23 protein-coding genes and 5 pseudogenes are annotated in these 23,941 nt (G+C 69.0%); 8 read left to right on the plus strand and 20 right to left on the minus strand.

Annotated features, from left to right (window positions below):
• Nucleotides 1–338: 338 nt before the first annotated feature.
• Genes ACWDA7_RS35660 through ACWDA7_RS35675 form a run of 4 tightly spaced genes read right to left on the minus strand, consistent with a single transcriptional unit; the run spans nt 339 to nt 3,970 of the window.
• On the minus strand, nt 339–974 hold the full coding sequence (locus ACWDA7_RS35660; RefSeq protein WP_450609919.1) for a response regulator: 636 nt from the start codon (nt 972–974) through the stop codon (nt 339–341).
• Nucleotides 964–2,268 (minus strand): sensor histidine kinase, encoded by a 1,305-nt coding sequence (locus tag ACWDA7_RS35665; RefSeq protein ID WP_450609921.1) that lies wholly within the window; start codon nt 2,266–2,268, stop codon nt 964–966. The genes ACWDA7_RS35660 and ACWDA7_RS35665 overlap by 11 nt, the downstream gene beginning before the upstream one ends.
• 29 nt (nt 2,269–2,297) lie before the next feature.
• On the minus strand, nt 2,298–3,062 hold the full coding sequence (locus ACWDA7_RS35670) for an ABC transporter permease (RefSeq protein WP_450609923.1): 765 nt from the start codon (nt 3,060–3,062) through the stop codon (nt 2,298–2,300).
• Nucleotides 3,059–3,970: an ATP-binding cassette domain-containing protein gene (locus tag ACWDA7_RS35675; RefSeq protein WP_450609925.1), complete on the minus strand. Its 912-nt coding sequence runs from the start codon at nt 3,968–3,970 to the stop codon at nt 3,059–3,061. The genes ACWDA7_RS35670 and ACWDA7_RS35675 overlap by 4 nt, the downstream gene beginning before the upstream one ends.
• 207 nt (nt 3,971–4,177) lie before the next feature.
• Here ACWDA7_RS35675 and ACWDA7_RS35680 point away from each other — a divergent pair.
• Both ACWDA7_RS35680 and ACWDA7_RS35685 read left to right on the plus strand, forming a co-directional pair.
• Nucleotides 4,178–4,369 (plus strand): annotated as a pseudogene (locus tag ACWDA7_RS35680) (ABC transporter ATP-binding protein); the annotation flags it as partial.
• Between the two features lie 221 nt (nt 4,370–4,590).
• Nucleotides 4,591–5,424: a PIG-L family deacetylase gene (locus tag ACWDA7_RS35685; RefSeq protein ID WP_450609927.1), complete on the plus strand. Its 834-nt coding sequence runs from the start codon at nt 4,591–4,593 to the stop codon at nt 5,422–5,424.
• 200 nt (nt 5,425–5,624) lie between these two features.
• On the opposite strand, the gene ACWDA7_RS35690 is transcribed toward ACWDA7_RS35685, so the two are convergent.
• Nucleotides 5,625–6,209, minus strand: coding sequence for a hypothetical protein (locus tag ACWDA7_RS35690; RefSeq protein WP_450609929.1), 585 nt, complete (start codon nt 6,207–6,209; stop codon nt 5,625–5,627).
• A 20-nt stretch (nt 6,210–6,229) separates the two neighbouring features.
• Between ACWDA7_RS35690 and ACWDA7_RS35695 the strand changes: the two genes are divergently transcribed.
• The 3 genes and pseudogenes from ACWDA7_RS35695 to ACWDA7_RS35705 all read left to right on the plus strand — a co-directional run.
• Nucleotides 6,230–6,523, plus strand: a complete 294-nt coding sequence (locus ACWDA7_RS35695; RefSeq protein WP_450609931.1) for a DUF6417 family protein — start codon at nt 6,230–6,232, stop codon at nt 6,521–6,523.
• A 952-nt stretch (nt 6,524–7,475) separates the two neighbouring features.
• Nucleotides 7,476–7,820 carry a hypothetical protein gene (locus tag ACWDA7_RS35700; RefSeq protein WP_450609933.1) on the plus strand — a complete coding sequence of 115 codons (345 nt, stop codon included), beginning with the start codon at nt 7,476–7,478 and terminating at the stop codon, nt 7,818–7,820.
• 347 nt (nt 7,821–8,167) lie between these two features.
• A pseudogene (locus tag ACWDA7_RS35705) lies at nt 8,168–8,317 on the plus strand (IS630 family transposase); the annotation flags it as partial.
• 31 nt (nt 8,318–8,348) lie between these two features.
• On the opposite strand, the gene ACWDA7_RS35710 reads toward ACWDA7_RS35705, so the two are convergent.
• Both ACWDA7_RS35710 and ACWDA7_RS35715 read right to left on the minus strand, forming a co-directional pair.
• A complete protein-coding gene (locus ACWDA7_RS35710) occupies nt 8,349–8,858 on the minus strand; it encodes a DinB family protein (RefSeq protein WP_450609935.1) in 510 nt (169 codons plus the stop codon).
• On the minus strand, nt 8,855–9,352 hold the full coding sequence (locus tag ACWDA7_RS35715) for a hypothetical protein (protein WP_450609936.1): 498 nt from the start codon (nt 9,350–9,352) through the stop codon (nt 8,855–8,857). The genes ACWDA7_RS35710 and ACWDA7_RS35715 overlap by 4 nt, the downstream gene beginning before the upstream one ends.
• Before the next feature lie 292 nt (nt 9,353–9,644).
• Here ACWDA7_RS35715 and ACWDA7_RS35720 point away from each other — a divergent pair, with 292 nt between their 5' ends.
• Entirely contained in the window at nt 9,645–10,151 is a 507-nt protein-coding gene (locus ACWDA7_RS35720; RefSeq protein ID WP_450609938.1) for a DinB family protein, read from the plus strand.
• A 15-nt stretch (nt 10,152–10,166) separates the two neighbouring features.
• Here the strand turns inward: ACWDA7_RS35720 and ACWDA7_RS35725 are convergent.
• The 11 genes and pseudogenes from ACWDA7_RS35725 to ACWDA7_RS35775 all read right to left on the minus strand — a co-directional run.
• Nucleotides 10,167–10,433: pseudogene (locus tag ACWDA7_RS35725) on the minus strand (hypothetical protein); the annotation flags it as partial.
• Between the two features lie 75 nt (nt 10,434–10,508).
• Nucleotides 10,509–10,664 carry a hypothetical protein gene (locus ACWDA7_RS35730; protein ID WP_450609940.1) on the minus strand — a complete coding sequence of 52 codons (156 nt, stop codon included), beginning with the start codon at nt 10,662–10,664 and terminating at the stop codon, nt 10,509–10,511.
• 415 nt (nt 10,665–11,079) lie between these two features.
• Nucleotides 11,080–11,697: a mycothiol-dependent nitroreductase Rv2466c family protein gene (locus tag ACWDA7_RS35735; protein WP_450609942.1), complete on the minus strand. Its 618-nt coding sequence runs from the start codon at nt 11,695–11,697 to the stop codon at nt 11,080–11,082.
• 874 nt (nt 11,698–12,571) lie between these two features.
• Nucleotides 12,572–12,820, minus strand: coding sequence for a hypothetical protein (locus tag ACWDA7_RS35740; protein WP_450609944.1), 249 nt, complete (start codon nt 12,818–12,820; stop codon nt 12,572–12,574).
• Nucleotides 12,817–14,022 (minus strand): NAD(P)-binding domain-containing protein, encoded by a 1,206-nt coding sequence (locus ACWDA7_RS35745; protein ID WP_450609946.1) that lies wholly within the window; start codon nt 14,020–14,022, stop codon nt 12,817–12,819. The genes ACWDA7_RS35740 and ACWDA7_RS35745 overlap by 4 nt, the downstream gene beginning before the upstream one ends.
• Complete coding sequence (locus ACWDA7_RS35750; RefSeq protein WP_450609948.1) at nt 14,012–14,740, minus strand: CE1759 family FMN reductase; 729 nt, start codon at nt 14,738–14,740, stop codon at nt 14,012–14,014. Before ACWDA7_RS35750 ends, ACWDA7_RS35745 begins: the two co-directional genes overlap by 11 nt.
• A complete protein-coding gene (locus ACWDA7_RS35755) occupies nt 14,737–15,219 on the minus strand; it encodes a MarR family winged helix-turn-helix transcriptional regulator (RefSeq protein ID WP_450609951.1) in 483 nt (160 codons plus the stop codon). Before ACWDA7_RS35755 ends, ACWDA7_RS35750 begins: the two co-directional genes overlap by 4 nt.
• Nucleotides 15,219–16,406 carry a CE1758 family FMN-dependent luciferase-like monooxygenase gene (locus ACWDA7_RS35760; RefSeq protein WP_450609953.1) on the minus strand — a complete coding sequence of 396 codons (1,188 nt, stop codon included), beginning with the start codon at nt 16,404–16,406 and terminating at the stop codon, nt 15,219–15,221. Before ACWDA7_RS35760 ends, ACWDA7_RS35755 begins: the two co-directional genes overlap by 1 nt.
• Nucleotides 16,316–16,936, minus strand: a complete 621-nt coding sequence (locus ACWDA7_RS35765) for a transposase (RefSeq protein ID WP_450609955.1) — start codon at nt 16,934–16,936, stop codon at nt 16,316–16,318. Before ACWDA7_RS35765 ends, ACWDA7_RS35760 begins: the two co-directional genes overlap by 91 nt.
• Before the next feature lie 161 nt (nt 16,937–17,097).
• Nucleotides 17,098–17,907, minus strand: a pseudogene (locus tag ACWDA7_RS35770) (YceI family protein).
• Nucleotides 17,908–18,073: 166 nt separating this feature from the next.
• Nucleotides 18,074–20,536: an MFS transporter gene (locus tag ACWDA7_RS35775; RefSeq protein WP_450609957.1), complete on the minus strand. Its 2,463-nt coding sequence runs from the start codon at nt 20,534–20,536 to the stop codon at nt 18,074–18,076.
• 328 nt (nt 20,537–20,864) lie between these two features.
• Between ACWDA7_RS35775 and ACWDA7_RS35780 the strand changes: the two are divergent.
• Nucleotides 20,865–21,261 (plus strand): annotated as a pseudogene (locus ACWDA7_RS35780) (Scr1 family TA system antitoxin-like transcriptional regulator); the annotation flags it as partial.
• Nucleotides 21,262–21,328: 67 nt separating this feature from the next.
• On the plus strand, nt 21,329–22,312 hold the full coding sequence (locus tag ACWDA7_RS35785) for a zinc ribbon domain-containing protein (RefSeq protein WP_450609959.1): 984 nt from the start codon (nt 21,329–21,331) through the stop codon (nt 22,310–22,312).
• A 659-nt stretch (nt 22,313–22,971) separates the two neighbouring features.
• On the opposite strand, the gene ACWDA7_RS35790 is transcribed toward ACWDA7_RS35785, so the two are convergent.
• Together ACWDA7_RS35790 and ACWDA7_RS35795 are read right to left on the minus strand one after the other, a co-directional pair.
• Entirely contained in the window at nt 22,972–23,523 is a 552-nt protein-coding gene (locus ACWDA7_RS35790; protein ID WP_450609961.1) for an OsmC family protein, read from the minus strand.
• A gap of 148 nt (nt 23,524–23,671) precedes the next feature.
• On the minus strand, nt 23,672–23,941 hold a 270-nt coding region (locus ACWDA7_RS35795; RefSeq protein WP_450609963.1), incomplete at its 5' end, for a carboxymuconolactone decarboxylase family protein.

Consider the following 23,941-nt stretch of genomic DNA (forward strand, 5'->3'; position numbering starts at 1 on the left):
CGCCCCGCGCCCCGGCATATCCTCCCGGGGCGCCACACACAGATCGTGTTCCATGCAGGGCTGCAAGAAGCCCTGTCGAGTCAACCGCAGCGCGGTGCACGCCTCAGCCGGGGCCGCACCCACGCGGCAGCCCACAAGCCGGATGCTTCCGGCCGCGGGCCTCTGCTCGACAAATCACCACCACCCGGTACCGGACTTACCCCGAATGAGACCCGACCCGCGAACGAGCGGCACAAGGCCCACGTCGGAACAGCCGGCTGCACAGGGCTGGCACGCCACCCAGGCATGCCAGCCCCGCACAGACATCGGGCGGACATCACAGCATCACGTGATGGCTCTTAGCCCAGAATTCCGCGGTCGTAGGCGACCGCCACCGCCGCCGCCCGGTCCTTGACGCCCAGTTTGGTGTAGAGATGCGTCAGATGGGTCTTCACCGTGGCCTCGCTGATGAACAGCACACGGGCTATCTCGCGGTTGGACGTGCCCTTGGCCACGAGCGCCAGCACTTCGCGTTCGCGGACGGAGAGCGGCTCGTTCCCGGTGGCGCGCACCGCCGAGACCAGCCGGGAGGCCACCGCCGGGGACAGCACCGTGCGGCCCTCGGCCGCGGCCCGTACCGCGGTGAAGAGTTCGTCGCGCGGCGCGTCCTTGAGCAGATAGCCCGTCGCACCCGCCTCGATGGCGGGCAGTGTGTCCGAGTCGGTGTCGTACGTCGTCAGGACCAGGATCTTCGCGCGGGCGCCCGAGCGGGTGAGCGTGGCTATGGCCTCCACCCCGCTGCCGCCCGGCATCCGCAGATCCATCAGGATGACGTCCGGGTCGAGTCCGGCGGCCAGGGCCACCGCCTCCACACCGCCCGACGCCTCGCCCAGGACGCGGAAACCGGGGGCGTTCTCGAACATGCCGCGCAGCCCGTCCCGAACGACGGGATGGTCATCGACGATCAGCAGGGAGACGGTCGCGTCATCGGTCATCGCCCACCAACGGTACGCGAGCCGAGACCGCCGTGCCCTGTCCCGGCTCCGACTCGAGGACGAGGGATCCCGCTATGCGCTCGGCACGGGCCCGCATGCCGTCGAGTCCGAAGCCTCTGGTGCCGGTGCGTTCCGGGAGCTGGTGCGGATCGAAACCGCGGCCGTCGTCGCGGATGTCGAGACTCACCTCGTCACCCATGAAGCTGAGTGTCACTCCGACGCGGGTGGCGCAGGCGTGACGGGAGGTGTTGGAGAGTGCCTCCTGCGCGATACGCAGCAGCGTGGCGGACACCTCGTCGTGGAGTGACACCGCGGTGCCCGTGACCGTGAACCGGGCGCCCACACCGGTCCGTTCGCCCCACTGGGCGACCGTCTTCTCCAGCGCCTCGGGCAGCCCGGCGTGCTCCAGGTCGACGGGGGCGAGGTTGTGGACGGAGCGGCGGGCCTCGCCGAGGCTGTGCCGGGCGAGCGCGGCGGCCCGGTCGAGATGGGTGCGGGCCACCGTGAGGTCGGAGGCGCCCGCGACCACCTGGAGCTGGGCGATGATCCCGGTCAGGCCCTGAGCGATGGTGTCGTGGATCTCGGCGGCGAGGCGCCGGCGCTCGTCGGCGACCCCGGCTTCCCTGGCCTGGACGAGGAGTTGGGCGTGAAGGGCCGCGTTCTCGTCGAGGGCCTGCTGGAGGGCCGCGTTGGTGCGCTCGAGTTCGGCGATGGTGTCGCTCTGCACACGGGCGCGTTCGTCCTCGTGCGCCGCGATGCGGGCGAAGACGGCGAGCAGACAGAGGTTGACGCCGAGCAGCACGCCGAAGCCGAGCCAGCCGACCCCGCCCTGTGGCGGCATGCCCCCGGCCTGAGAACCGGACATCGTGACGGCGGTGGCGGCAAGGCCGTATTTCACCAGGCGCTGCGGCAGCAGCCGGTTGGCGCCGAAGTAGCCCGTGACGGCGAAGAGTGCGAAGAACGGGTTGAGCCAGCTGAGGGCGAAGCCGAGCACCCAGCGGACGGTGTAGTAGGCGACGCCGGCCCGGGAAGGTCCCGTGCGCCCACGGGACACCCTCCCCCACACCCACTGCAGGACGAGGGCCGCCGCCACCATCGCACCGGCCGCGTACCTGGCTCCGGTGGTCATGCCGACCGCGTCCGCGGAGACGATCGAGGTCAGGGTCCCCCCGGCGAGGAGACCGTACGGTCCCCACCGGTGCCAGGCCGCCCAGCGCTGCTCCACCGCGGCCGCCCCGGGGGCCGACCAGGCACCGACGGCGATGCCCGGCACTTGTTGCGTCTCGGCTGTCATACGACCAGTCTGCACAGCGGGAACCGGCCTCACTCCCAGCGGAACCATCGTGCGGCCAGGGCCGACAGGAGCACCGTCCACGCGGCGAGCACGCCGAGGTTGCCCCAGCCGGGCCAGTCGCCGGAGGCCGCCTGGCCGAGCGCACGGGCGGCCGCCCCGAACGGGGTCAGCTCCACGACCCGTGCCAGTGTGTGCGGCATGGACTGCACCGGCAGCCACACCCCCGCACAGAACATCATCGGGAAGTACACGGCGGACCCGATCGCACCCGCGATCTTCGTCGTACGGGAGACGGCCGAGACCACCGAACCCAGCGCGAGGGCGGCGAGGATGGCCAGGACCAGGGCGAGGACGTATCCGGCGAGTTGCTGCGGCAGACGTACATCGAAGGCGAGCCGGCCCACGGCGAGCGCGAGCAGCGTGGAGACGAGGACGGCCAGTCCGTGCACCAGCATCTGCGCGGACAGCAGGGACGAGGGCCGCACGGGCGTGGTGGACATCCGGCGCAGGATGCCGCGCTCGCGGTAGCCGGTGAGGGCCTGCGGCATGGACTGCACCCCGGCGGTGATCATGGCGACCAGGACCACCACGGGGACGTACAGATCCACGAGCCTGAGGCCGCCGAGGGACTTGTCGCTCTCCCGGAAGGCCGGGATGGAGCCGAGGATCACCAGCAGCAGCGTGGGGAACATCAGGATCCAGAAGATGCCGCCGGGTTCGCGGCGGAAGAGCCGTACCTCCGTGCGCAGGACGGCCGCCCGCGGACGCGCAGTGGAGAGGGTCGAGGTGCTCATGCCGAGGCCTCCGTCAGGTCCAGGAACGCGTCGTCCAGCGTGGCGTCGGTGACGCGGAGTTGATGGGCGGTGATGTGCTGCTGGGCGAGCAGGGAGATGACCGCGTTGACGGTCTCGTCGGTGCCGGCGAGTGTGATCCGGCCGTCCTTGTGGGCGACGGACGCGAGCGCCGGCAGCGCCTGCAGTTCGTCCTCGTCCAGCGGCGCCGACGGGGTGAAGCTGATGACCGTGGAACCGGACGCGCGGCGGATCAGTCCGGCGGGGGTGTCCAGGGCGGCGATCCGGCCCTTGTCGATGACCGCGATACGGTCGCAGAGCCGCTGCGCCTCCTCCATGAAGTGCGTGACGAGCAGGACGGTGACGCCGTTGCCCCGTACGTCCTCGATGAGCCGCCAGGTGTCGCGGCGGGCTCGCGGGTCGAGTCCGGTGGTGAGCTCGTCGAGGACGACCACCCTCGGGTTGCCGATGAGGGCGAGCGCGATGAACAGGCGCTGTTTCTGGCCGCCGCTGAGTTTGCCGAACCGAGCGGTGAGCTGTCCGGTGATGTCGAGGCGCTCGGCGAGCGGGCGCCAGTCGGCGGGGTGCGGATAGTAGGACGCGTACAGCTCCAGCGCCTCGCGCACGGTGAGCTTGGCCTGCAGTTCGCTCTGCTGGAGCTGGGCGCCGAGGACCCGGGAGACCTGCTCGTGGTCGGCGACGGGATCGAGCCCGGCGACCCGGACCCGTCCCTCGTCGGGGGTCCTGAGGCCCTCGACGCACTCGACGGTGGTGGTCTTGCCCGCGCCGTTCGGGCCGAGGATTCCGAAGATCTCGCCCTCCTCCACGGCGAAGGTGACGCCGTCGACGACGGCCCTTCCCCCGTAGGACTTGCGCAGTCCGCTGACTTCGACGACGGGATGTGTGGTCATGCCTCGAGGGTCCCGGCCGGAACCCGTCCGGCACATCGGCCGCCTCGCTCGAAGGTGCATCAGCCGATCGGTTGATGCGGGGGTACGACCCGACGGCCGACGGACCGGGCGACACCTCGTAGACGCAGGTCGGTAGGACCGCAGACGGATCCGTGTCCGGTCAAAACTCGGTGGGCACTGTCAGTGCCGGTACGTAGGCTCCCCCTGATGCCCGTACAACGTGTAACCCCGAAGGACGGCTCTGCGGTGCGCACCCTGCTGCGTCTGTGGCCGTATGTCCGACCGGTGCGCCTGAGGTTGTTCACCGCGGCGTTCGTCGCGATCGTCGCCTCGTGCGTCGGCCTGGTGATCCCGCTGGTCCTCAAGTGGCTCGTGGACGGGCCGGTGGCCGACCGGGATCTGTACCCCGTTCGCGTTGGGCGCCGACGCCTGGAAGGCCAAGCGGCCTCGCCGGGAACAGCCGGTCCGGCCGGCACGGTTGATCGACCGAGGGACCGGCGCCTCACGGGCGGGGAACACGGACCACAAGGTCGTCCGCACCACCAGGATCCAGGCCCCAAGATCGCGGTACGCCCGCCGCACACTCGGACCAAGACGTATTTCCGCAGGAGGACTGTTTCATGACTGACCGGCCCTTGACGCTCATGGCAGTACACGCCCACCCCGACGACGAGGCCACCGGCACCGGAGGGGTCCTCGCGCGGTACGCGGCGGAAGGCATCCGCACGGTTCTCGTAACGTGTACCGACGGCGGTTGCGGTGACGGACCGGGGGGTGTCAAGCCGGGCGATCCCGGGCACGATCCCTCGGCGGTCGCCCTGATGCGCCGTCAAGAACTTAAGGCGAGCTGTGACGTCCTGAAGGTCAGCGATCTGGAGATGCTGGACTATGCCGACTCCGGGATGACGGGCTGGCCGAGCAACGACGCCCCCGGATCCTTCTGGCAGACCCCCGTGCAGGAAGGCGCGGCCCGACTGGCGACACTCATGCGGCACTACCGACCTGATGTGGTCGTCACCTACGACGCGAACGGCTTCTACGGCCACCCCGACCACATCCAGGCCCACCGCATCACGATGGCGGCGCTGGAGATGACCGCGCTGGCACCGAAGGTGTACTGGACCACGATGCCCCGCTCGATGATGCATCGGTTCGGCGAGATCATGCGCGAGTTTCATGAGGACATGCCGCAGCCGGATCCTGCCGAGGCCGCCGCGATGGCCGAGATCGGCCTCCCCGACGATGAGATCACCACGTGGGTGGACACCACCGCGTTCAGCGGTCAGAAGTTCGACGCGTTGGCCGCGCACGCCAGCCAGGGCGAGAACATCTTCTTCCTCAAGATGGGCAAGGAGAGGTTCGGCGAGTTGATGGGCATGGAGACCTTCGTACGTGTCCAGGACGCCACCGGCGCGGCCATACCCGAGAACGATCTCTTCGCCGGACTGCGCTGATCCGCCTGTCCGACCGGCCGGGAAAGCGCATCGACCGCACGGCGCGATCGAGCGGGTCACTCGTCGAGATGTGCACGGACACACGATGCCACGCCGGGCCGCACAGCCGGATCCGAGGTTAAAACTCAAGCTGAGTTCGCTGCTGGTCCGAGCTGGTCGACGCGGGGTCATGACCGAGCCGGGTGAGCAGGGCTTCTGATCTAGATTCGTTTGGGCTGGTCGGTGTGGGCCGGTCTGATCGCCTCCGGATTCCAGTGATACATCCGCCGGAAGGTGACCCAGGTTCCCCATTCCGGTTCGTACAGCGACGTCGTCACCAAGGCCACCGCCCGGCCGCTGGGTCCGTGGAAGAGGCTGCGCAGCTTGCCGGGACGCCAGAGGCCGCCGACCCGCACCTCGACGTCCTGGTGCGGCCAGTACGACGTGGGAGGGCCCGTGAAGCAGTCGAGCATCTCGTCGGTGGCGATCGCACGGGCGTCGCCCTCCCGCGGCACGGCCTCCGCTGTCGCGAGAACGGTGCCCGAGGTGTACTCGAGGCTCATGCGGTCGGGATCCCAGGCGACCCACACCATGCGGATCGACGGTGTCGGCCAGTCGACGATCGTGAGGATCGCCCGGGTTCCGTCCGGCAGGTTGCGGTATTGGATGACTTGCGTCCTCTGGCGTCGGCCTGCCCGGCTGAGCGTGAGGTAGAGGCCGGTGCGGTTGAACTCCACCTCCTCCCCGGCCGGCACCTGGGCCGGAATCGGGAGCGGGACCTCTTCCGCATCACGCCAATCGTTCATGTGTTCGAAAATAGCGCCGCGTGGCGCTCCTGACGACCCGGCCGCCCCCAGGTTTCACCCGAAGGTGGCGCCTGCGGGGTTGGACCTGGAATCAGGAACCGGCTCTCGGCGCGCGGCGCACGGTCAATTCGCTCGGGGAGGCGCACGATCTGCTGCGCCTGCTGATGGCGGTCGCCCAGGCCGGCGGGCTGATGTCCCGCGAGGCGGCGCGGCTGGCGCGGGAGGTCGCCGCCCGCATCCCCTTGGAGAACTGCCGCATTGCCCGGATGAGCCTGGACATGGGGGCCGCACCCGAGGTTCGGGTGCGGCCCTGACGCGTTCCCATGTCTCAACCTTTCCCCGCCCACTTTCAGGAAGGGATAAAGCCGTCGCGATGCGTCGCACGACGCGCAGGCGCTCGGGGGCTGCCTGGTGGGCGGACTGCGCAATGCCGTGACCTGTCGTGGTGGGGTCGTGGTCAGGGCGCCGGCCCGCATGAGGGGGCCTGACGTTGCCGAACTGTGCTTGCCCGGCCGGCGTCAAAGCCGGTCAGGGTGGTTTCTGGCCCGGCCTGCGCAACGGCCGCGCGGCGAGACGTGCGCAGCCTCGCGGTTGTGCGCTGGGTGTGTGTGCAAGGACGCCGTGGCTGCGCACGCGCAGGCCTTGGCTGCCCCATTTTCGGCCGCACGGATTGCGCTGCGCTGTGACCTGCCGTGGTCGGGCTTGTGGTGGGGGTCCTGGCCGTGGGGGTCGGGGCTGTGAGGGTCGTGGTCGGGCCTGCGTAATGGCGCCGACTCGCCTGTGGCGGGGTGTGTCTGAGTGGCTGCGGTAGCGACGCCACCGGGCGACCCGCTGCCGGCAGTCGGTCCGTCACCAGATCGCGGGTGGTCTTGATGGCCGCCGGTGGATCCGCCGGATCCCGTGCTGTGCGAGTTTGACCAAAACGCGGTCGGAACGGAGCCGGGTCGAGGATCTGCACCGGCAGGCCAAAGGACGGGTGGGCGATGCGGCGTCGTCGTATCCGGTGTCGAGTACGGCCGGGACGTCCTAGTCGCCTTCAGGCCGTGGGCCTGCTGCGATGAGCCTCGGCGATGGAGGGGAGAGCCGCTGCCCGCCGGGTTGGGGTGGTCGGGGTTATTCCGTGTCTGCGGTGTGGTGGTCCATGACATAGCCCACCCTGCAAGAAGTTGAAATCCTAACTACCCGCTCGTAAGGTCTCTGATATCGAATCAAAGGCGATCAGCCTTGCTGGATTACGCAAGCAAGGTAAACGAAGGGATAGTGACCATGATTAGCAAGATTGTGAAGCGCGCCGCTGTTGCGGCTGCCACCCTCGGTGTCGCAGGTGGGGCCCTGTTCACGGCCGGAGGCAGTGCATCCGCAGCGACCCTTCCCGCCGGCGCCCCCCAGGTCGCGGCTTATACCCATGGTGACCACGAGAACTCGTATGGTAACAACGACCGCTACGGCTCCTACGACCGCTACGGCCACCACGGCTCCTACAGCCACGGTGGCCACTACGACCACGGCCACGACGGCTGGTACCGCTATGACGGCCACCGCTTCTACCGCCTGCACCACGGCACCTGGACCGAGTGGACGTATGCCGGCTTCCACCACTACGCCCGCTGAGACCACTGAGACCGCGCCCGCGACCGCACACGCGGGCGGCACGGCACGATAACGTGCGCGGGCGCCCCCGACAGGACAGGGCACCCGCGCGCACCACGCCGGGGACTCACCCAGGGAAACGTCCCCGCTGGGCGAACTCCGCGGTGGGGACGGCGTGATGCCGGCCGGCATCCCGCCAGCATGCCAGCGCATCGCCTCTGCCGAGCCTGAATCGGGGCACATCTAATGCTGTGACCAGGAAGGTGCACCGGGTTGCTGGTCGGAGCGGTTGGATAGGGTGGCGTCGCGCTCCGGGTCGCGGGATGTCGCTCGGGCCGGCCCTTGGACCGGCGGCAACCGGGTGCCCGCAGGCCCGCGCCCTGCATGCCTACCTGCGCTGGCGCAACGCCAACGTCCGCCACCTCGACGTCCTCGCCGCCCAGCGCCGCGAACGCGCCCACATCCGCAGCGAGAAGGGCATCCGCTGGGGCGGACGCCCCCTCGCCACCGCGGCCTAAAGAATCCGGTGAAACTAGTTCGGTCACGGACCTAGCCGGCGTAGGGGTTGCCGCCGAGCCAGGTGGTGCCGTCGATCAGTTCGCGCGCCGCGTCCAAGTGACCGCTGTGACAGGCGACTTCGGTGAGCACGTGGATCAGGATGTGCCGCACGTCGGGCAGCCGCCAGGTCGGCCAGATCTCCACGGGCCAGGCGGCGGGTTCCTGTTCGGGCACGGCGGCGGCGAGCACGGCATCGGTCCGCGCGATGGCCGCCCGGTAGTCGGCGAAGACCTCCTTGGCGCTCATCGCCTCGGGTAGGTACCAGTGTGCCTGCGCACCCGCCGTGAGCTGTTTGGCCACATCCGGCTCGCCCGCGATCACCCCCGGGAACCAGAAGCGTTCGACATCCAGGGTGAGGTGGCGCAGCAATGCCAGGCAGCTCCAGCCGCTGGGCAGCACCGGCCGCCGCAGATCCTCCTCCGAGAGCCCTTGGAGGATCCCGAGGACGTGCTCGCGCTGGCGGTCCAGGGCGTCCTTGAGGGCCTCGAGTTCGGCGTTCACCGGGCGGCGCACAGGTCGGCGAGGCGTTTGAGGGTGCTCGCCATTTGTGTCTGCCACCAGGAGCGCCCGCTGTCCACTTCCGCGCGTTTGTCCTCCGGCATGCGCGAACCGTCGAAGATCTCGGTCACGACCGTCGCCCCGGCTCCGTGCGGGACCAGGCTGAAGATCCACCGGTGGCCCCACGCGGCCCCGGGCATGGAGGCGTCCGGGTGCCCGCGCCCGGGCCTCGGCTCCCAGCCGATGCGACGGTCCGGCTCGTACTCGACGACGTGGTTGTTCATCTCGTAGTCGCCGAAGCGCTCGTCGTACATCCGCATCACGAAGACGTCCCCGAGGCCCGAGACCACGGCGTCGCAAACGCCACCGCGCAGCATCCCCGAGCCGTCGAGATCCGGGTGCCGCCCGGGATCGGCCAGGATCCGGAAGAGGTCCCCTGCCGGGGCGTCGATGCGCCGCGCCACCACCACCAGTGGCTCGCCTGTCGTACTCGTCATCCCCGTTCCTCCGTCAACCGCAGAGCATGAACCTGACCCCGGCCCGGACGCTACACCGGGGGTACGACAACGCATGGCCGAGAACGTACGAGCCCCGTCCTACGCCAAGACCCACCGAACCAGTTCGAGGAAGGTCTGATAGCACTAGGGGGTGTCCGGCGGATGATGCCGGGCGGCCCCGCCGGCGCTGAGTTGGTGTAGGGACCTGCCGGACAAGGAGTTGGGTGGAGCAGGGAGGGTCCGTCGATAATTGCCTCGACATCGGTCGCGGTGATCGGGGACGCTTCGCGCGATGACCAGAATCGATGACACGCCGCCCGCGTGGGACGAGCGCACCCAGCTCACCACGTTCCTGGACTACGCACGTGACACCGCCCGCGCCAAGTGCGAGGGCGTCTCCGATGAGAACGCATGCAAGGCGCTTCTGCCGGGCTCACCGCTGATGACCATGAGCGGAGTGGTTAATCACCTCCGCTGGGTCGAGTACTACTGGTTCCAAGTGGTCTTCCTCGGCGAGGAAGACCGGGGCCCCTGGACCGAGGAGGACCCCGACCGCGAGATGCGTATCGCCGTCGACTTCCCGCTCACGCAGTTGCTCGACGAATACGCCGAACAGAGCGCCCACTACCGCGAACTGGTCGCCGGGAGCAGCCTGGACAAGCAGGCCCAGCGAGCCGTCCGCGACGGCCTCCACGTCGACCTGCGCTGGATCCTCCTCCACCTCACCGAGGAGACGGCCCGCCACAACGGCCACCTGGACATTTTGCGCGAGATGCTCGACGGAACGACCGGCGACTAGATCCGGCGGAGACCATGGGCGGATCCAGAGTCGGATCGAGGCGACGGTGACCGTGCCGTGGAAGATGTAGCCGCGCTTGCCGCATTTCGTGGCCACGACCCGGCAGTTCTTCAGCGCGTTGATCGTCCGCTCGACTTCGTTCCTTCGCCTTTGAAGTGCTCTCCTCCCTTCGGCAAGCCTCAGGAAGGAGATTCCCACGCAAGATCAGAGGTAGATCGTCTTGTCGAAGCCGACGGGTCGGCCGCCATTGCTCCCGCGGGCTGGGCGGTTGGCCCGCTGGTTGTTCGTCGTTCCCTTTGAGCCTGACGCCGCGGTCTTACGGTGTCCCGCTCGCGCCCGCGGCTCGGTGAGCTGCGGTCAGCGTGTCGAGGTGCGGCGGGCGGCGAGTTGTTCGGCGGCCTGCCGGCACCAGGCGTGCAGGTAGAGGGTCGGGGCCGCCGAGCCCGTCTCGACATCCCGTTTGACGTAGTCCTGGCCGGGCTTGATCCGCTCGTCGCAGTGTGCGCAGATCATCGGCGGTACTTCTGGCGAGGCGGTACAGGCCTCGCCCCATCTCGCACCGGCCGGCCCCGTCCCGCACCGTCCTTGTACGTCGTGCAGTGGGCGAACAGGCCGCGGCGGGCGCGGTTCGCGACGCAGGTGTGGCAGGCACGCGGGAACCATCGCATGGGCGTGGTGGAGCCGCGTAGGGGGCTCATGTGCCCGCCGAGGTCGACGGCCTTCTCGACGGTGAGCCTCTTGCCGCCGTGCCATACGCATGTGGCTCCGCGCCTCTGACCGTCGGTCAGGGCGTCCAACGGTGGAAGCGCCAGAAAAGCCAGTACGTCGGGCGGGCTTCGGCAACGGGCTCTTCCAACCGCTGAGCGCTCTATACCAGGGCGTCTTCGACGCGGGGACGGCGGGCGGAGCCTGGCCGCGCCGCACCCGTTCAGTCGAACGAAAGCCCTCCGGTCCTGGTCCGCTTGAGCTCGAAGAAGTCGGGGTGGGCGGCCAGCACTCGGAAGCTGTCGAAGAGCTCCGCCGCCTCGGCGCCGCGTGGAATGGCCCGCAGCACGGGCCCGAACCACACGGCGCCGTCGACATGCAGGGTGGGCGTGCCCACATAGCCGCCCGAGTCGGGTTCGGCGCCCGCGTCGTGACTGCGGCGCACGGCCTCGTCGTACGCCGGATCGTGCGCGGCGGCGGCGAGGTCGGCCGAAAGCCCGAGTTCGGCGAGGGATTCGGCCACCACCTGGTCGAAGTCCTCCGCCTCGCGCTCATGGATACGGGTGCCGAACGCGGTGTACAGGTCGCGCAGCACCTTGTCGCCGTGCCGCTCGGCGGCGGCCGCCGCGACCCGCACCGGGCCGATCGACTTGTCCACCAACTCTCTGTACCAGTCGGGGAGTTCGTTGCCGGTGTTGTGCAGATACAGGCTCATCGCTTGGAAACGGAGGTCGAGCGGACGCTCGCGCTCGACCTCCAGCAGCCAGCGGGAGGTGATCCAGGCGAAGGGGCAGGCGGGGTCGAAGTAGAAGTCGACACGGACGGGTGCGGTGTTCGTCATGTCCGACACGCTAGTCGCGCAGTGGCCCCTCGGCTTGGGCCATTGAGCGGCGATTTCATTGGTCCACTTCGGCTGACGCCGTCTGGCGTGGGTCGCATCCACTCGCAGCCGGCGCGCGGTCGAAGAAGGGGGCGTCGACGGGGAGGGAGACCGGGGCGGCGCATCCGTCATAGGGGCGGTAGAGATCGCCATGCGTCTCGACCACGTCCACGCTGATCAGGCAACCACGAGTGAAGCACAGTTGATCTTCACGGGCGGAGCCAGAGATGGCGGTCACGGTGACGGTGCCGTGGAACACGTAGAGCGCTTGATGCTCCTGTGGATGTCAACCGGCTGAGGCCGGGGCCGTGTTCTTCCGAGGCGAGGTAATCGTCTGATAGATCTCTCGCGCGACGTAGCGTTTCAGGCAGCGGATGGCTTCGCAGCGCGTCGTGCCTTTCGGCCACCGCGCCGCGACGCAACCGGGTGTTCACCCACCCAGCCGCTCCCCGAGGCGGTGGAGCACCGTCTGCCACGGCCCCCTACCTACGAATCGGCACCCACGTGGGAGTTCGACGGCCTCCACATGGGATTCCCGCGGCGCGGGTGCCGCAACGTCGCAGGTAGACGAATTTCGCCGGTAGGCCCATGGTCCGCTGCGCCGGCTGTCGCTGGTCTCGCTGCCGCAGAGGTCTTCGCGAGGATGCCGGTTTTGGATTCGATGCTGACGCCGACGTGGGCTTCGGCGTCGGCGGGTGGGGCGGGTGGGGCGTCCCAGATGCAGAGGGTGACCTGGACGGGGATGTCGGGCTGCAGGCTCAGGAGGTACAGGTGGTAGCCGTTTCCGGCTACCACCTGTTGCTCTGCGGCGTCCAGGGCGGCTTCGCCGCCGAGGTCAGTCCTCCCGGGGCAGGGCGTCCGTGGAGGACTGCGCATACGAGACCCCCTCGACTGGCCGGGCCTGGTCCGGGGTCCGCCACACCCGGTACTCGCGCGGCTCGACGTCCTCGGTCGCCGTGTCGTTGGCCCACATGGGCAGGCCCACGCAGTACATCCAGCCGCTCAGCTGCCACTGACAACGCTCGTGCAGCCGGCCCCGCAGGTCCTGGCCGTCCGGCAGGATGTCGGGGACTTGGAACTTCATGAGTGGACCTCCGGTTCTGCGCTGGAGGTGCCCGTTGGGTCGGCAAGGGAGTGTGCGGTGGCCTTCCACTGCCGCAGCAGGCTGTTGACCGCCTGGCGGCCGGCGCGGTTGGAGCCGACGGTGGACTGGGACGGTCCGAAGCCGACCAGGTGTACGCGTGGTTCGTCGGCCACTTGGGTGCCGCGCATGGTGATCCCGCCGAGCTCGTTGCGCAGCTCAAGGGGCTCCAGGTGTGTCAGGGTGGCTTTGAAACCCGTGGCCCACAGGATGGCGTCGACAGCCGTGAACGAACCGTCCGCCTCGCGGAGGCCGCCGGGTTCGATGGCGGTGAACATGGGACGACGCCGCAGTGCCCCGCGTTCCTTCGCCGCCAACGCGTACGGAGTCCAGGCCAGGGCAGTGTAGGAGACGACGCTGCCGGTGGGCCGACCCGCTTCGACGTCGGCGGCGACCTTGGCGACGATGTCACGGCCGGCGACCTCGCGCTCGAACTCGCCCTCGCGGAAAACGGGTTCGCGACGCGTGTACCAGAACGTGGTGGCCACCCGTGAGATCTCCTCCAGTTGCTGGAGTGCCGAGATGCCGCCGCCGACGACGGCGACCCGCAGGCCGGCGAACCGGTCGGCCGAGACGTAGTCATGGGTGTGCAACTGGATGCCGGTGAAGGTCTCCTGCCCCGGATAGTGGGGGCGGACGGGGTTGGTCCAGGTGCCGGTGGCGTTGATGACCGCCCGGGTGGTCCACGTCCCCGCGCTGGACTCCACCACCAGCTCTCCGTCGGGCCGGTCGTCCACGGTCCGTACGGAGGTGACGGTCGCCGGACGCAGGATCGGCAGGTCGGTCGCCTGCTCGAAGGCGGAGAAATAGCGCGGTACCGCCATGCGGCTGGGCTCGTCGGGGTCGACGGGTGGTTGCGGGAAGTCGGGCAGGTCGAAGATGCCGTTCACGGTTCCCATCCGCAGCGACTCCCAGCGGTGCTGCCACGCCCCGCCGGCCGCCGGTTCGGCATCGAGTACCACGAAGGTTCCCTCGTCGCCGGAGCCGTGCGGGCCGGTCAGGGCGCTGGCGAAGCCGCGGCGCTTGAGGTGGTAGCCGGCCGAGAGCCCCGACTGTCCGCCTCCTATGACCACCGCCGTCGCGTGTCGGGCTGCTCGCTCGTATTGCGTCTGGCCCCTTTCCAGGGCGGGTGCGTCAACGTACATCGGGCCGGTCACCATCTTGAGGGCGTGCGCTTGCGCCGGTGGCGAGTCGCATGAGGTCGGTGGTGAAGTCGACGTCGTCCAGGGACCGCTCTGCCCGTGTGGCGGTGCCGCCGAACTGGTGGTCGTAGCCACTCCAGTTGCTGTCGGCGATCTGGCGGCCGGCTCCGCTGCGCAGCATGACGGAGAGCTCTTGTGCGGCTCGAGCGATGCGCTTGCCGAGGTCGCTCGACGCCCAGTCCTCGGGTGCGGCGTACAGGGAGGTGGGCATCGGGATGGTGCGCAGGAAAGCGAACAGCGGCCGGAGCTGGTCGTCGACGACCATGGCGTGTCGTGTGCTTTGGCCCGTCGCGGCGAGGACGACGGGTTTGGCGATGAGCAGGTCGTTGTCGATCAGGTCGGCGAACGACTTGAACAGGCCGCTGATCCCCGCCTTGTAAACCGGTGTGGCGGCGATGACCGCGTCGGCCCGGGCGAGCAACTCCATGGCCGACTGCACCTTCGGGCCCAGGATGCCGGAGACGATGCTCTGTGCGATGTCCGTGGCGAGAGGACCGAGATCGAGCGAGCGCACGGTGGCTGTCGTGCCCGACGCCCCGAGGGTGTCGAGCGTCTTTTGGGCTATGCGGTCGGCGAGCAGCCGGCTCGAGGACGGATCGCTGACGCCGGCGTTGACGACGGCGATCGTCACCGAGGTCGCGGCGGGGGTGAGGTCGTTCATGTGGCGTCCCTCGCGGGTGCTTTCGTGTGGTGGGCGGCGGTGGCCGGGGCCGCGGCGAGAAGTGCCCGGCCCAGCTCACGCAGCGTCTGTAGTTGTTCGCGGGTCAGGGCCCGGGTCATCGCGGTCGTGACATGCCGAGCGTGTGCGCGGCCGAGGCGCCGTTGCACTTCACGGCCTTCGGCGGTGAGAACGATGCGGCAGGCGCGGGCGTCGTCGGGATCGGGCCGCCGTTCGACGAGCCCCCGCTTCTCCAGGCGGGCGACGAGCCGGGACACCCCCGCCTGGGTGAGCAGGGCGTCGTCGATCAGGTCGGTGATCCGCAAGCCGTCCTTCGCTCCGGCCAGCGCGTAGAGCACGCCGTACTCGCGCGGCGGGAAGCCACCCCAGTCGCCTTCGTACTCGAACTCTCGTGCGAGGGTCGCCTGGGCCCGGAACATCGCCTCCCAGGCCTCGTTCGCCAGTCGGCTGACGCCGGTCATCACAACGCCGCCGGGAAGCTGGCTTCGACGGCCGGGTCGCTGTCCTGGTACGGCGAGGTGCCCGACAGGTTGTCGCCTCGGTTCGGGTTCGGGCGCGGCTGACGCGGCTCGGCGTCGCCGTACTTCGCCTTGATGAGGGAAGCGTGCGTCGGGGCGTCCGGGACACCGGGCTTACGGCGGGCCGCCATCTCCTTGCGCAGAACGGGCACCACCTCGGTGCCCAGCAGTTCGACCTGCTCCAACGCCATGTCGAGGGGCAGGCCGAGGGCGTCGACCGAGAAGAGTTGGCGCTGGTAGTCCCCGAAGCCCTCCTGGAAGGTGAGGACCTTCTCGATCACTTCCTGCGGGCTGCCGACGGTCAGCGGCGTGCCCGCCATGTAGTCCTCCAGCTTCGAGCCGCGGAAGACCGGATAGTTCTCGAAATAGGGCCGATAGGTGTTGACCGCGTCCTGGGAGCGCTTGGCGACGAACGCCTGGCCGCCCAGTCCGACGATGGCCTGCTCGGCGGTGCCGTGGCCGTAATGCTCATAGCGTCGCCGGTAGAGTTCGACGATCGGCTTGAAGTGGAAGTTCGGGGCCAGGATGTGGTTGGCGAAGAACCCGTTGCCGTAGTACGCCGCCTGTTCGGCGGTCTCAGGGCTGCGGATCGAGCCATGCCACACGAACGGCGGGACGTCGTCCAGCGGGCGCGGGGTGGAGGTGAAGCCCTGCAGCGGGGTGCGGAACTGTCCCTCCCAGTCGACCACGTCCTCGCGCCACAGCCGGTGGAGCAGGTTGTAGTTCTCCAGGGCAAGGGGGACGCCTTGGCGGATGTCCTTGCCGAACCAGGGATATACCGGCACGGTGTTCCCGCGGCCGAGCATCAGGTCCAGCCGCCCCTTGGCGACGTGCTGCACCATCGCGTAGTCCTCGGCGATCTTCACTGGGTCATTGGTCGTGATCAGCGTCACCGCGGTGCTCAGGATGATCCGCTCCGTCAGCGCCGCGATGTGGGCGAGCAGCGCCGGCGGCGAGGACATTACGAAGGGTGGGTTGTGATGCTCGCCCAGCGCGAAGACATCGAGGCCCACCTCGTCGGCCCGCCGGGCGATTTTGATCAGGTTGGCGATCCGCTCCGCCTCGCTCTGGGTGTGTCCCGTGGTCGGGTCGGGCGAGATGTCACCGACCCCGAAGATGCCGAACTGCATGGTGCTCTCCTTGCTGATATATGACTTCGCATGCAAATCAACAACATGACTGGGCATGTATTCCCTCTGGGCCCGACCAGCGGCGCTGTGATCCCGGTCATAGCCCGTACGGCGACTCGGACGCCGACGGCAGCCACCGGGCGGGACGGCCTGGAGCAGCCACGCAGCGGGATCGGTGAGAGAGGGACGACGGCGAGACGCACGAAGGCCCCGCACCCCGACGACGCGGCCTCGCCCTGACCGCCCCGAGGCGCAGTGGGCGCGCCTCCTCGCGCTCGGCCCTCGTCAGCTCTCCCGGCGTCCCCTGCCCAGGGGCCGATCGCGTCCTGTTTGACCCGGTTCCGCAGTCCTTCGAGGCTGACCCCGATCTGACGGGCCACCTCGGTGACGGTCTTCCCGAAGGAGCGCACGAGCGCGACCGCGTCCCGTCTGAACTCCTTCGTGTACCGCCTGCTGCGGTCGAGGTCACGTGGTCGATCGATCTCCCGGACGGCCATGCCGGCCTGGTAATCACGTTGCCGGCCGGCCATGGGCAGCGGCCCCTCTACATCCCCGGCGCAGGGGGTCGCCGAGTTGTGACCGTGGGTTTTCGGCGGGTGGTTCCCGGTGGCTCTCGTGCGCCGGAGTTCCCGTTCGCCTCCATGTCGAGGGCATCGCACCTCGTACTCGCGGCGCCGGGGCGCGGATCGGGTCAGTGTGTCGGCAGTGAGGTGCCTTGTGTTGCCTGGATGTCCAGCTCCACCCGCAGTGTGGTGCTGATGGCGGCGATGCCTGCCTGCAGCACCTGGTTGTAGTTCATCGCGAAGTCCTCGCGCCGCAATTCAGTGGTGGCCCGGAACGCCGGGCGGGTGCCGCCCCAGGGGGTCATGGCCGGTGCCGAGGTAGGTCACATCGAGGTCCACGGGACGGGTCAGCGCGTTCATCGTCAGCTTGCCGCGGACTGTCCAGCGGTCCGGGCCGGCCGGGGTGACGTCGCCTGCGCTGCGGTAGGTGATCTCCGGGTGCGTGTCGACGTGCAGGAAGTCCGCCGAGCGCAGGTGGTCGTCGCGCGTCCTGTTGCCGGTGTTGATGCTGGCCGCGGTGATCGTGGCCTCGATCTGCGACTGCCGGACGTTCTCGGCGATCTCGATCCGGTCGCGAAATTGCGTGAAGTGCGCCCGCACACTGGAGATTCCCAGGTGCTGCACCGTCGCCCCGACCGAAGAGTGCGCCGGGTCGATGGTCCAGGTACCCGGTGGTGGCAGTTCGACGTCACCCTGGCGGGCCAGCACCAGATTGCCCAGATCGGCCCGGCCCGAGACGGGACGATGGCGGTGGAGGCGGTCGGCTGGTAACCGACTGCCGTGACGATCGCCGTGTAGGCACCCTGCGGCAGCGGCTCCGTATGCACCACCCCGTCGTTTCCGGCGCTCGCCCGAAGGACCTGAGTACCCCTCATGTCCGCGACGGTGAGAATCGCGTGCTGGAGCGCCCAGCCGTCCTGGGTCGCGCCTGCGGACAGGAGGGCCGCGCTCAAAGGTCATTCCTGCTCCTGATCGTGCGGTCTGGGTTTTGGCCGGGCGGCCTGGTTGCGCCGGCTGCCGGCGGTCGGCAGGAATCGGCTTTTCCCGGGAGCCAGCCCTGTCGTTTGTGCGCTGAGGTGTGTGTGTCGCCTCGTCTGTGGTCTCTTACTGGTGCGGGTGGCCCAGTTCTACGTCGCAACCGCTGTGCCCAGGGCCGTTGAGGGACAGTGAGGTGGCCACGGGCGGGTATCCGCTGGCGGTCAGGGTGTAGTCGCCGCTGTCCAGGTCGGTGAAGGTGTACGAGCCGTCGTCGCCGGTGATCGCCGTGCCTGCGACATTGCCTGCGGCGTCCACCAGTGTGACCCGCGCGTCGGGCAGCGGTCGGCGTTCGGCCCCCGCCCTGACCGTGCCGTGTAGTACGGCGCTGTGGCTGAGGTCGACGTCGAGGCGGGTGATGCCCTGGTCACCGACCTCGATGGGCAGCGCGGCCGGGCGGTAGGCGGCGGCGTTGACTGCCACGGTGAGGGTGCCCGCGGCGAGCTCGTTGAAGGTGAAGGTGCCCGACTCTCCTGTGTTTGCTGTGGCCAGGACCTCGCCGCGGACGTCGGTGACGATGACCATGGCATCCCTCACGGGCCTGCCGTCGGCTGCGTCGCGTACCACTCCTGTCAGGCCGCTGGTAGCCGACAGGATGACGTCGTGGCTGAGCGGTGCGTCCCTGAGGACTACGGTGGCCGCTTGTGGCTGCCGTCCGTCGGCCGCCGCGATCAGTACATAACTTCCGCCGGTCGGAGCGGTCAGTGCGTATGTGCCGTCCGGGCCGACATGAGTGCGGCCCAACTGCCTGCCCTGCAACGAGATCAGGGTCAGTGTGGCCGCACCGACCGAGGCGCCCACGACGTCGCGCACGGATCCGTGAACGATGGTGCCGGTGATGCCGTCCAGGGCAGCCTTGCGGCCGGACGGGCCCGGGCCCGCCGTGGCGTGCGCGGTGATGGGCCGCCCGAGCGCCGCGGTGCCCGCACCTACGAGCTGGGGCTCAGGGTCCGGTTCCCGGACGGTGACCTGGGTGTTCCCTGCCACGACGGGCGAGGCGGCCGGCTGTCCCGGCCGGTTGCGGATGAGGATGACGGCTGCCGCGCCGCCTGCCGCTATCGCCGCACCCGGGATCAGGACAGCCAGGTGCAGTGCCCCGGAGAACGCACCGCCGACGGCTGCGGTGATCGTTTCCCGCAGGGCGGCGGAGGCGTGGGAGGCGGGCGCCCCGCTGCTGACGGCGGCGGTCAGCTTCTCGGCGAGGGGCCTGGGCAGGCCCCGGCCGGTCAACTGGTCGGGCAGTCGGGACGTCAGCCCACTGGTGAGGATCGTCCCGGTGATGGTCGCCCCCAGCGTGCCGCCGACCTGGCGGAACAGGTTGACGGTCCCACTGGCCATGCCGCCGTCGGTGTGGGGCACGCTGATCACCGACACCGCGGTGACCGGCGGGAGGATCAGCCCCGCTCCGGCCCCGAACATCGCCATCAGGATCCCGACGGTCACCAAGGACGTCGACGGGTCCTGGTTGATCATCAGCAGGTTGCCGGCCGCGGCGAGCAGCGCACCGATCCCCAGCGTCGCCTTGAACCCGATCACACGTGAGAGCGGAGCGGCCACGGAACTCAGGATCACGTAGGCCAGCATCAGCGGCAGCAGCAGGAGACCCGATCTGAGGATCGACTCGTGCCGGACCCGCTCGAGGTAGAGCACCTGGGCGAACGCCGTGGCCACGAATCCGTACTGCACGATCAGCGCGACCACGTTGGCCGTGGCGAACGACGGAATGCGGAACAGGCGCAGCTTCAGCATGGGCGTGCGGGTGCGCGCCTCGACGAGGATGAGCGCCACCAGCGCCAGCGCGGCGACGCCGAACGCCCACAGGGCCCGGGCCGAGTCGAAGCCCGAGTGGCCCCCGTCGATGACGCCGTAGTTGAGAGCACCGATGGCTGCGATCGCGAGCACCAGGCCCGGCGGATCGAGATGGCGGCCGGGATGCCGGCTTTCGGCGACGAAGCGGGGGGTGAGGCACAGCACGATGGCCGCCAGGACCACATTGACCAGGAACACCGCGTGCCAGGAGTACCGCTCCAGGATCACTCCGGCGGCGACCGGGCCGAATCCCAGACCGATGCCGGAGACCGCGGCCCAGATGCCGACCGCCCTGGTCCGTTCGTGCGCATCGGTGAACAGGTGGGTGACGATCGACAGGCTGTTGGGAAGGACCGCCGCCCCGCCCAGGCCCATGATCGCCTCCCCGATCAGGACACCGGTCGAACCCGGCGACAGGGAGACGGTCAGGCTTCCCGCGCCCAGCAGCAACGCGCCGAGAGCGAAGATCCGACGGCGTCCCACGATGTCGCCGACCGTCCCGGCGGACAGGACGAAGCTGGCGACCACCACGGAGTAGATGCTGGCCATCCAGACCAGGGTCGAGCTGGAGACGTGCAGGTCCTGCTGGATCGGCGCCAGGGTCGCCGTCGTCTGTGTGATGTTCACGAACATCACCATCTGCCCGAGACAGGCGACGAGAAGTCCGATCCACCGCCCGCGGGCCCGCGGGGGCGTCGGCGTGTTGGCGGCGTGGCTGGCCATGTACTACCCTTCCAGGCTAGTTTGCTTTTCAAACGTTTACATCGACCAACCTAACAAGCTGAGTTTCAAAAGCAAACCCAGAGAAGTAGGGGGATACCGCGACCGGGGCGCGCACCCCGTCCATCCCGGGTGCGGCAGTGGCGGCGCGAGACGCAGGTCACCGACCGGCGACGCGGCATAGGGGATTCCCATGGCCGGAGCGCCGCCGCGATGGCGGCCTGTTCGCGCGCTCGTGGCGCACGGACAGCCGCGGCCTGGGCATCTCGGAGCCCGCCGTGGTGCGCCGTGCGGCACCGCTGCTTCACGGCGGAACGCTGCGTGCCACAGCCTGCCCGGCCTGCTGCAGACGAAGGCTACGCACGCGGCCTGATGACCTTGATCACCCGCTCCCGGGACATCCCCGACGACGTCGCCTGACGCGGTCGCCGCCCGGCTGGAACGATCCCGCATCATTCACGAGCCCGGGCACCGGTTCGCGATGGTCATCGAGGAGCCGGTGCTCCACTACCGGTCGGGTGACCCCGATGCGATGGCTGCCCAGCTGGACTACCTGCTCACGGCCGGGGCGCTGCCGCAGGTGTCGCTGGGCATCATCCCCAGCGCGGTCCAAGAGCGCCCCATGCGGCCCCAGGAACTGTTCCACGTGTACGACAAGGCCATCGTGTCGGTCGGAACTGCTCGCAGCGCGTGTCCAAGTCACCCAGCCCTCGGAGATCGCCCCCTACGGGGCACCGACGAAATGCGCTGATCATCGCCGACCAGGGTGCCGGCGCCCAGTTCCGGGCCGCCGGTGTGCTTGCCAAGCAGCACCGCCTGCGCCGCCTCTCGGAGCGACTGCACACCAAGAGCAAGCAGTATGAACGGCTGATCGCAGGCCACGACGACCACGAGCTTGCCTCCAAGCTGGACGTGCTGCGCAGCGGGATCCGGCACGTGTCCAACCGCAGGTCGAACCTCAACGACGCGCTTGCGTGGGCTGCCGCCAGGTGGGCCGTCGACCAGGCCATCGCGGCCGGGGCCACGGTGATCTATGTCGAAAATCTGCGGTCGATGGAAGCCGGGGGCATGGGCCGCACCCTGAACACCCGCCTGTCCCAGCAGGTCCGCGGACAGATCGCCGACCGCATGCGGCACCTCGCCACCGAGCAGGGCATCGCCGTGGTCACGGTTCCTGCCCGCAACACCTCCAAACTGTGCCCGCACTGCCTGACCCCGCTGCGGCACCGCAAAGCCCCCGACCGGCCCACCATCGCGGGATGGAAATGGGCCATCTGCCCCAACCAGGACTGCCGTTGGCAGGGCGACCGCGACCACGGTGCCTGGCGTCGTATCGCAGCCCGCGGCCTGGCCCACCAGGCCAAGACCGTTTCCGACCGCACCAGCGGCCACATGGTGATCCGGACGGTCATCGACAACCTGGAAGCGAAGGCGGTCCTCACACCGACTGCCAAGACCAGCCGGAAGGACCGGACCAAGACCGGCCCCACCCGGCCACGTTCCACACGCCCCGCGCCCAGGCGACGCAGGGCACCCTCCCCAGCACGGCCTCATGGTCCTGCCGGCCAGCGTCCGGAGGGACACGCTCACACGGACCGGACCCGGCTGCCGCGCGCAGCCCACCGACACCAGGGCGTGAACACGATCAGCACACCCACCACCGGCCACCGGCCACACGGGGCAGCACTCGGCGCGGGATTCCACCTCCACGCCCACGCCTCCCCACCACGGTGGGAAACGATCCCGGAAACTCAATCCGACTCAGGATCGCATAGCTAAGTCAGAGACGCTTTGTAGCCGTGTTGAAGCATCACGATGAGGACACCGCCAAGAAAGAGGGCGAATACTCCAAGAACGATGATTTTTGTGTGGTCGCTCATTCTCATACTCGTGTTCCGTATCGGAAAATTTATGGCAGTCCGCGCCGCGGTCCCGTGAGGCTGCTGCGTGATCTGCAGACTTCAACCAGTCGGTCAAATGCCGTGCGTTGGGGCTGCCGACTGTTGCTTGTTTTCTCATCGGATGCCCCCAACTATCCTCGCTTGTGGGTGGGTTGGGGGTGTCCGGTCGCGAGAGCCAGGCCGTTCGGGGCTCGGACCCTGCGGCGGCAGGTTAGACGCCCCATTCGCGGGATTCGACCCGTCGTCGCCGGGAGTGGCTCGCAGACGTGAAACCGCACGTGGAGCCGGTGTAGGGCGGGTGTATGCCAGGTGGTCGGCTGCAAAGCGTGTACCCATGACCTGCCTCCTTTCGGGCGGCTGCGGGACTTCCACTCCAGGAATGGGTGACTCACCGCGACATGCCTATGTCTCGGTGAGCGGATCGGGTAACTAGCCTCGATCTTGCGCCATTTATGGTCCGCGACTCAAAACCGCGCGAGGCAGCATGGGGAAGCTCTTTGTCTCTTGGTTCGCCCCGGTCGGCGCCCGGCGTTGTACTCAGGCGAGCGTGGTGACGACGTCGACCGGGTTGGCGAGGGTGTCCCGGATGGCCGAACGCCTCTCGACGAGGGCGATGAGCTCCTGGAGTTGTCCGCGCGTGGCGTCGGGGGCGTCGAGGTCGACGCGCACGCGGATCTGCTGAAGGCCCGGACGGACCGAGGTGTCGATTCCCAGGAAGGCGCGCATGTCGATGTCGGCTTCGAGTTCCAGACCGATGGCCTTGAGCTCGATGCCCCGCAGGGCGGCGTGCGTGGTGATGGTGACGGTGTAGCAGCCGGCGAGCGCGTGCAGCACGTATTCAGCGGGCGTGGGTGCGGTGTCGGTGCCCAGCGACGCCGTCGGTTCATCGCTTCTCATCTCGAACTTCGCGACGCGCGTCTCGTCGCGTTCGCCGCCCTGGGTCAGGGCACCCGTGCGCGTGGTGATCCGGTAGCCGCCCTGCCACCGGCCGCCGACCTCGAACGTGGCCAGGGCAAGCCTGGGTTCGGCCCGGATGGCGTCGGCGTTGTCCTGCAGAGCGCGGACGTCGATTTCATTGGTGATGGACATGGATATGGTCTCCTTCGGCAAGTAGGGGCGTGATCGAGAGTGAGTGCCGGCCGCCGTCCCCGTAGCTGAGGTCTGGGGCTTCTGTACGGGCGGCACGGCGCTCATACAGTCGGCAGAGGTGGCCGGATGCGTCGGCTCTCGTGTCAGGTCACGGGGTGTCGCTGTGTGCGGCCTGGTCGAAGAACTTCATGGCCATGAAGCCGTGCGCGTAGCTGCCACCTGCGCGCAGTGCTGCGGCGATCATGACGGTCTCCGCCAGTTCCTGCTGGGTCGCGCCCGCGGAGTGCGCGGCCTTGGTGTGCGCCTCGATGCAGTACGCGCACTGGGTGGTCAGTGCCACGGCCACGGCCATGAGTTCGGTGTACTTGGGAGTGATGGCCTTGTTGCTGCCGCGCAGGACCTGCGTGTCCCAGGCCAT

The organism is Streptomyces sp. NPDC001156, from assembly GCF_053598275.1.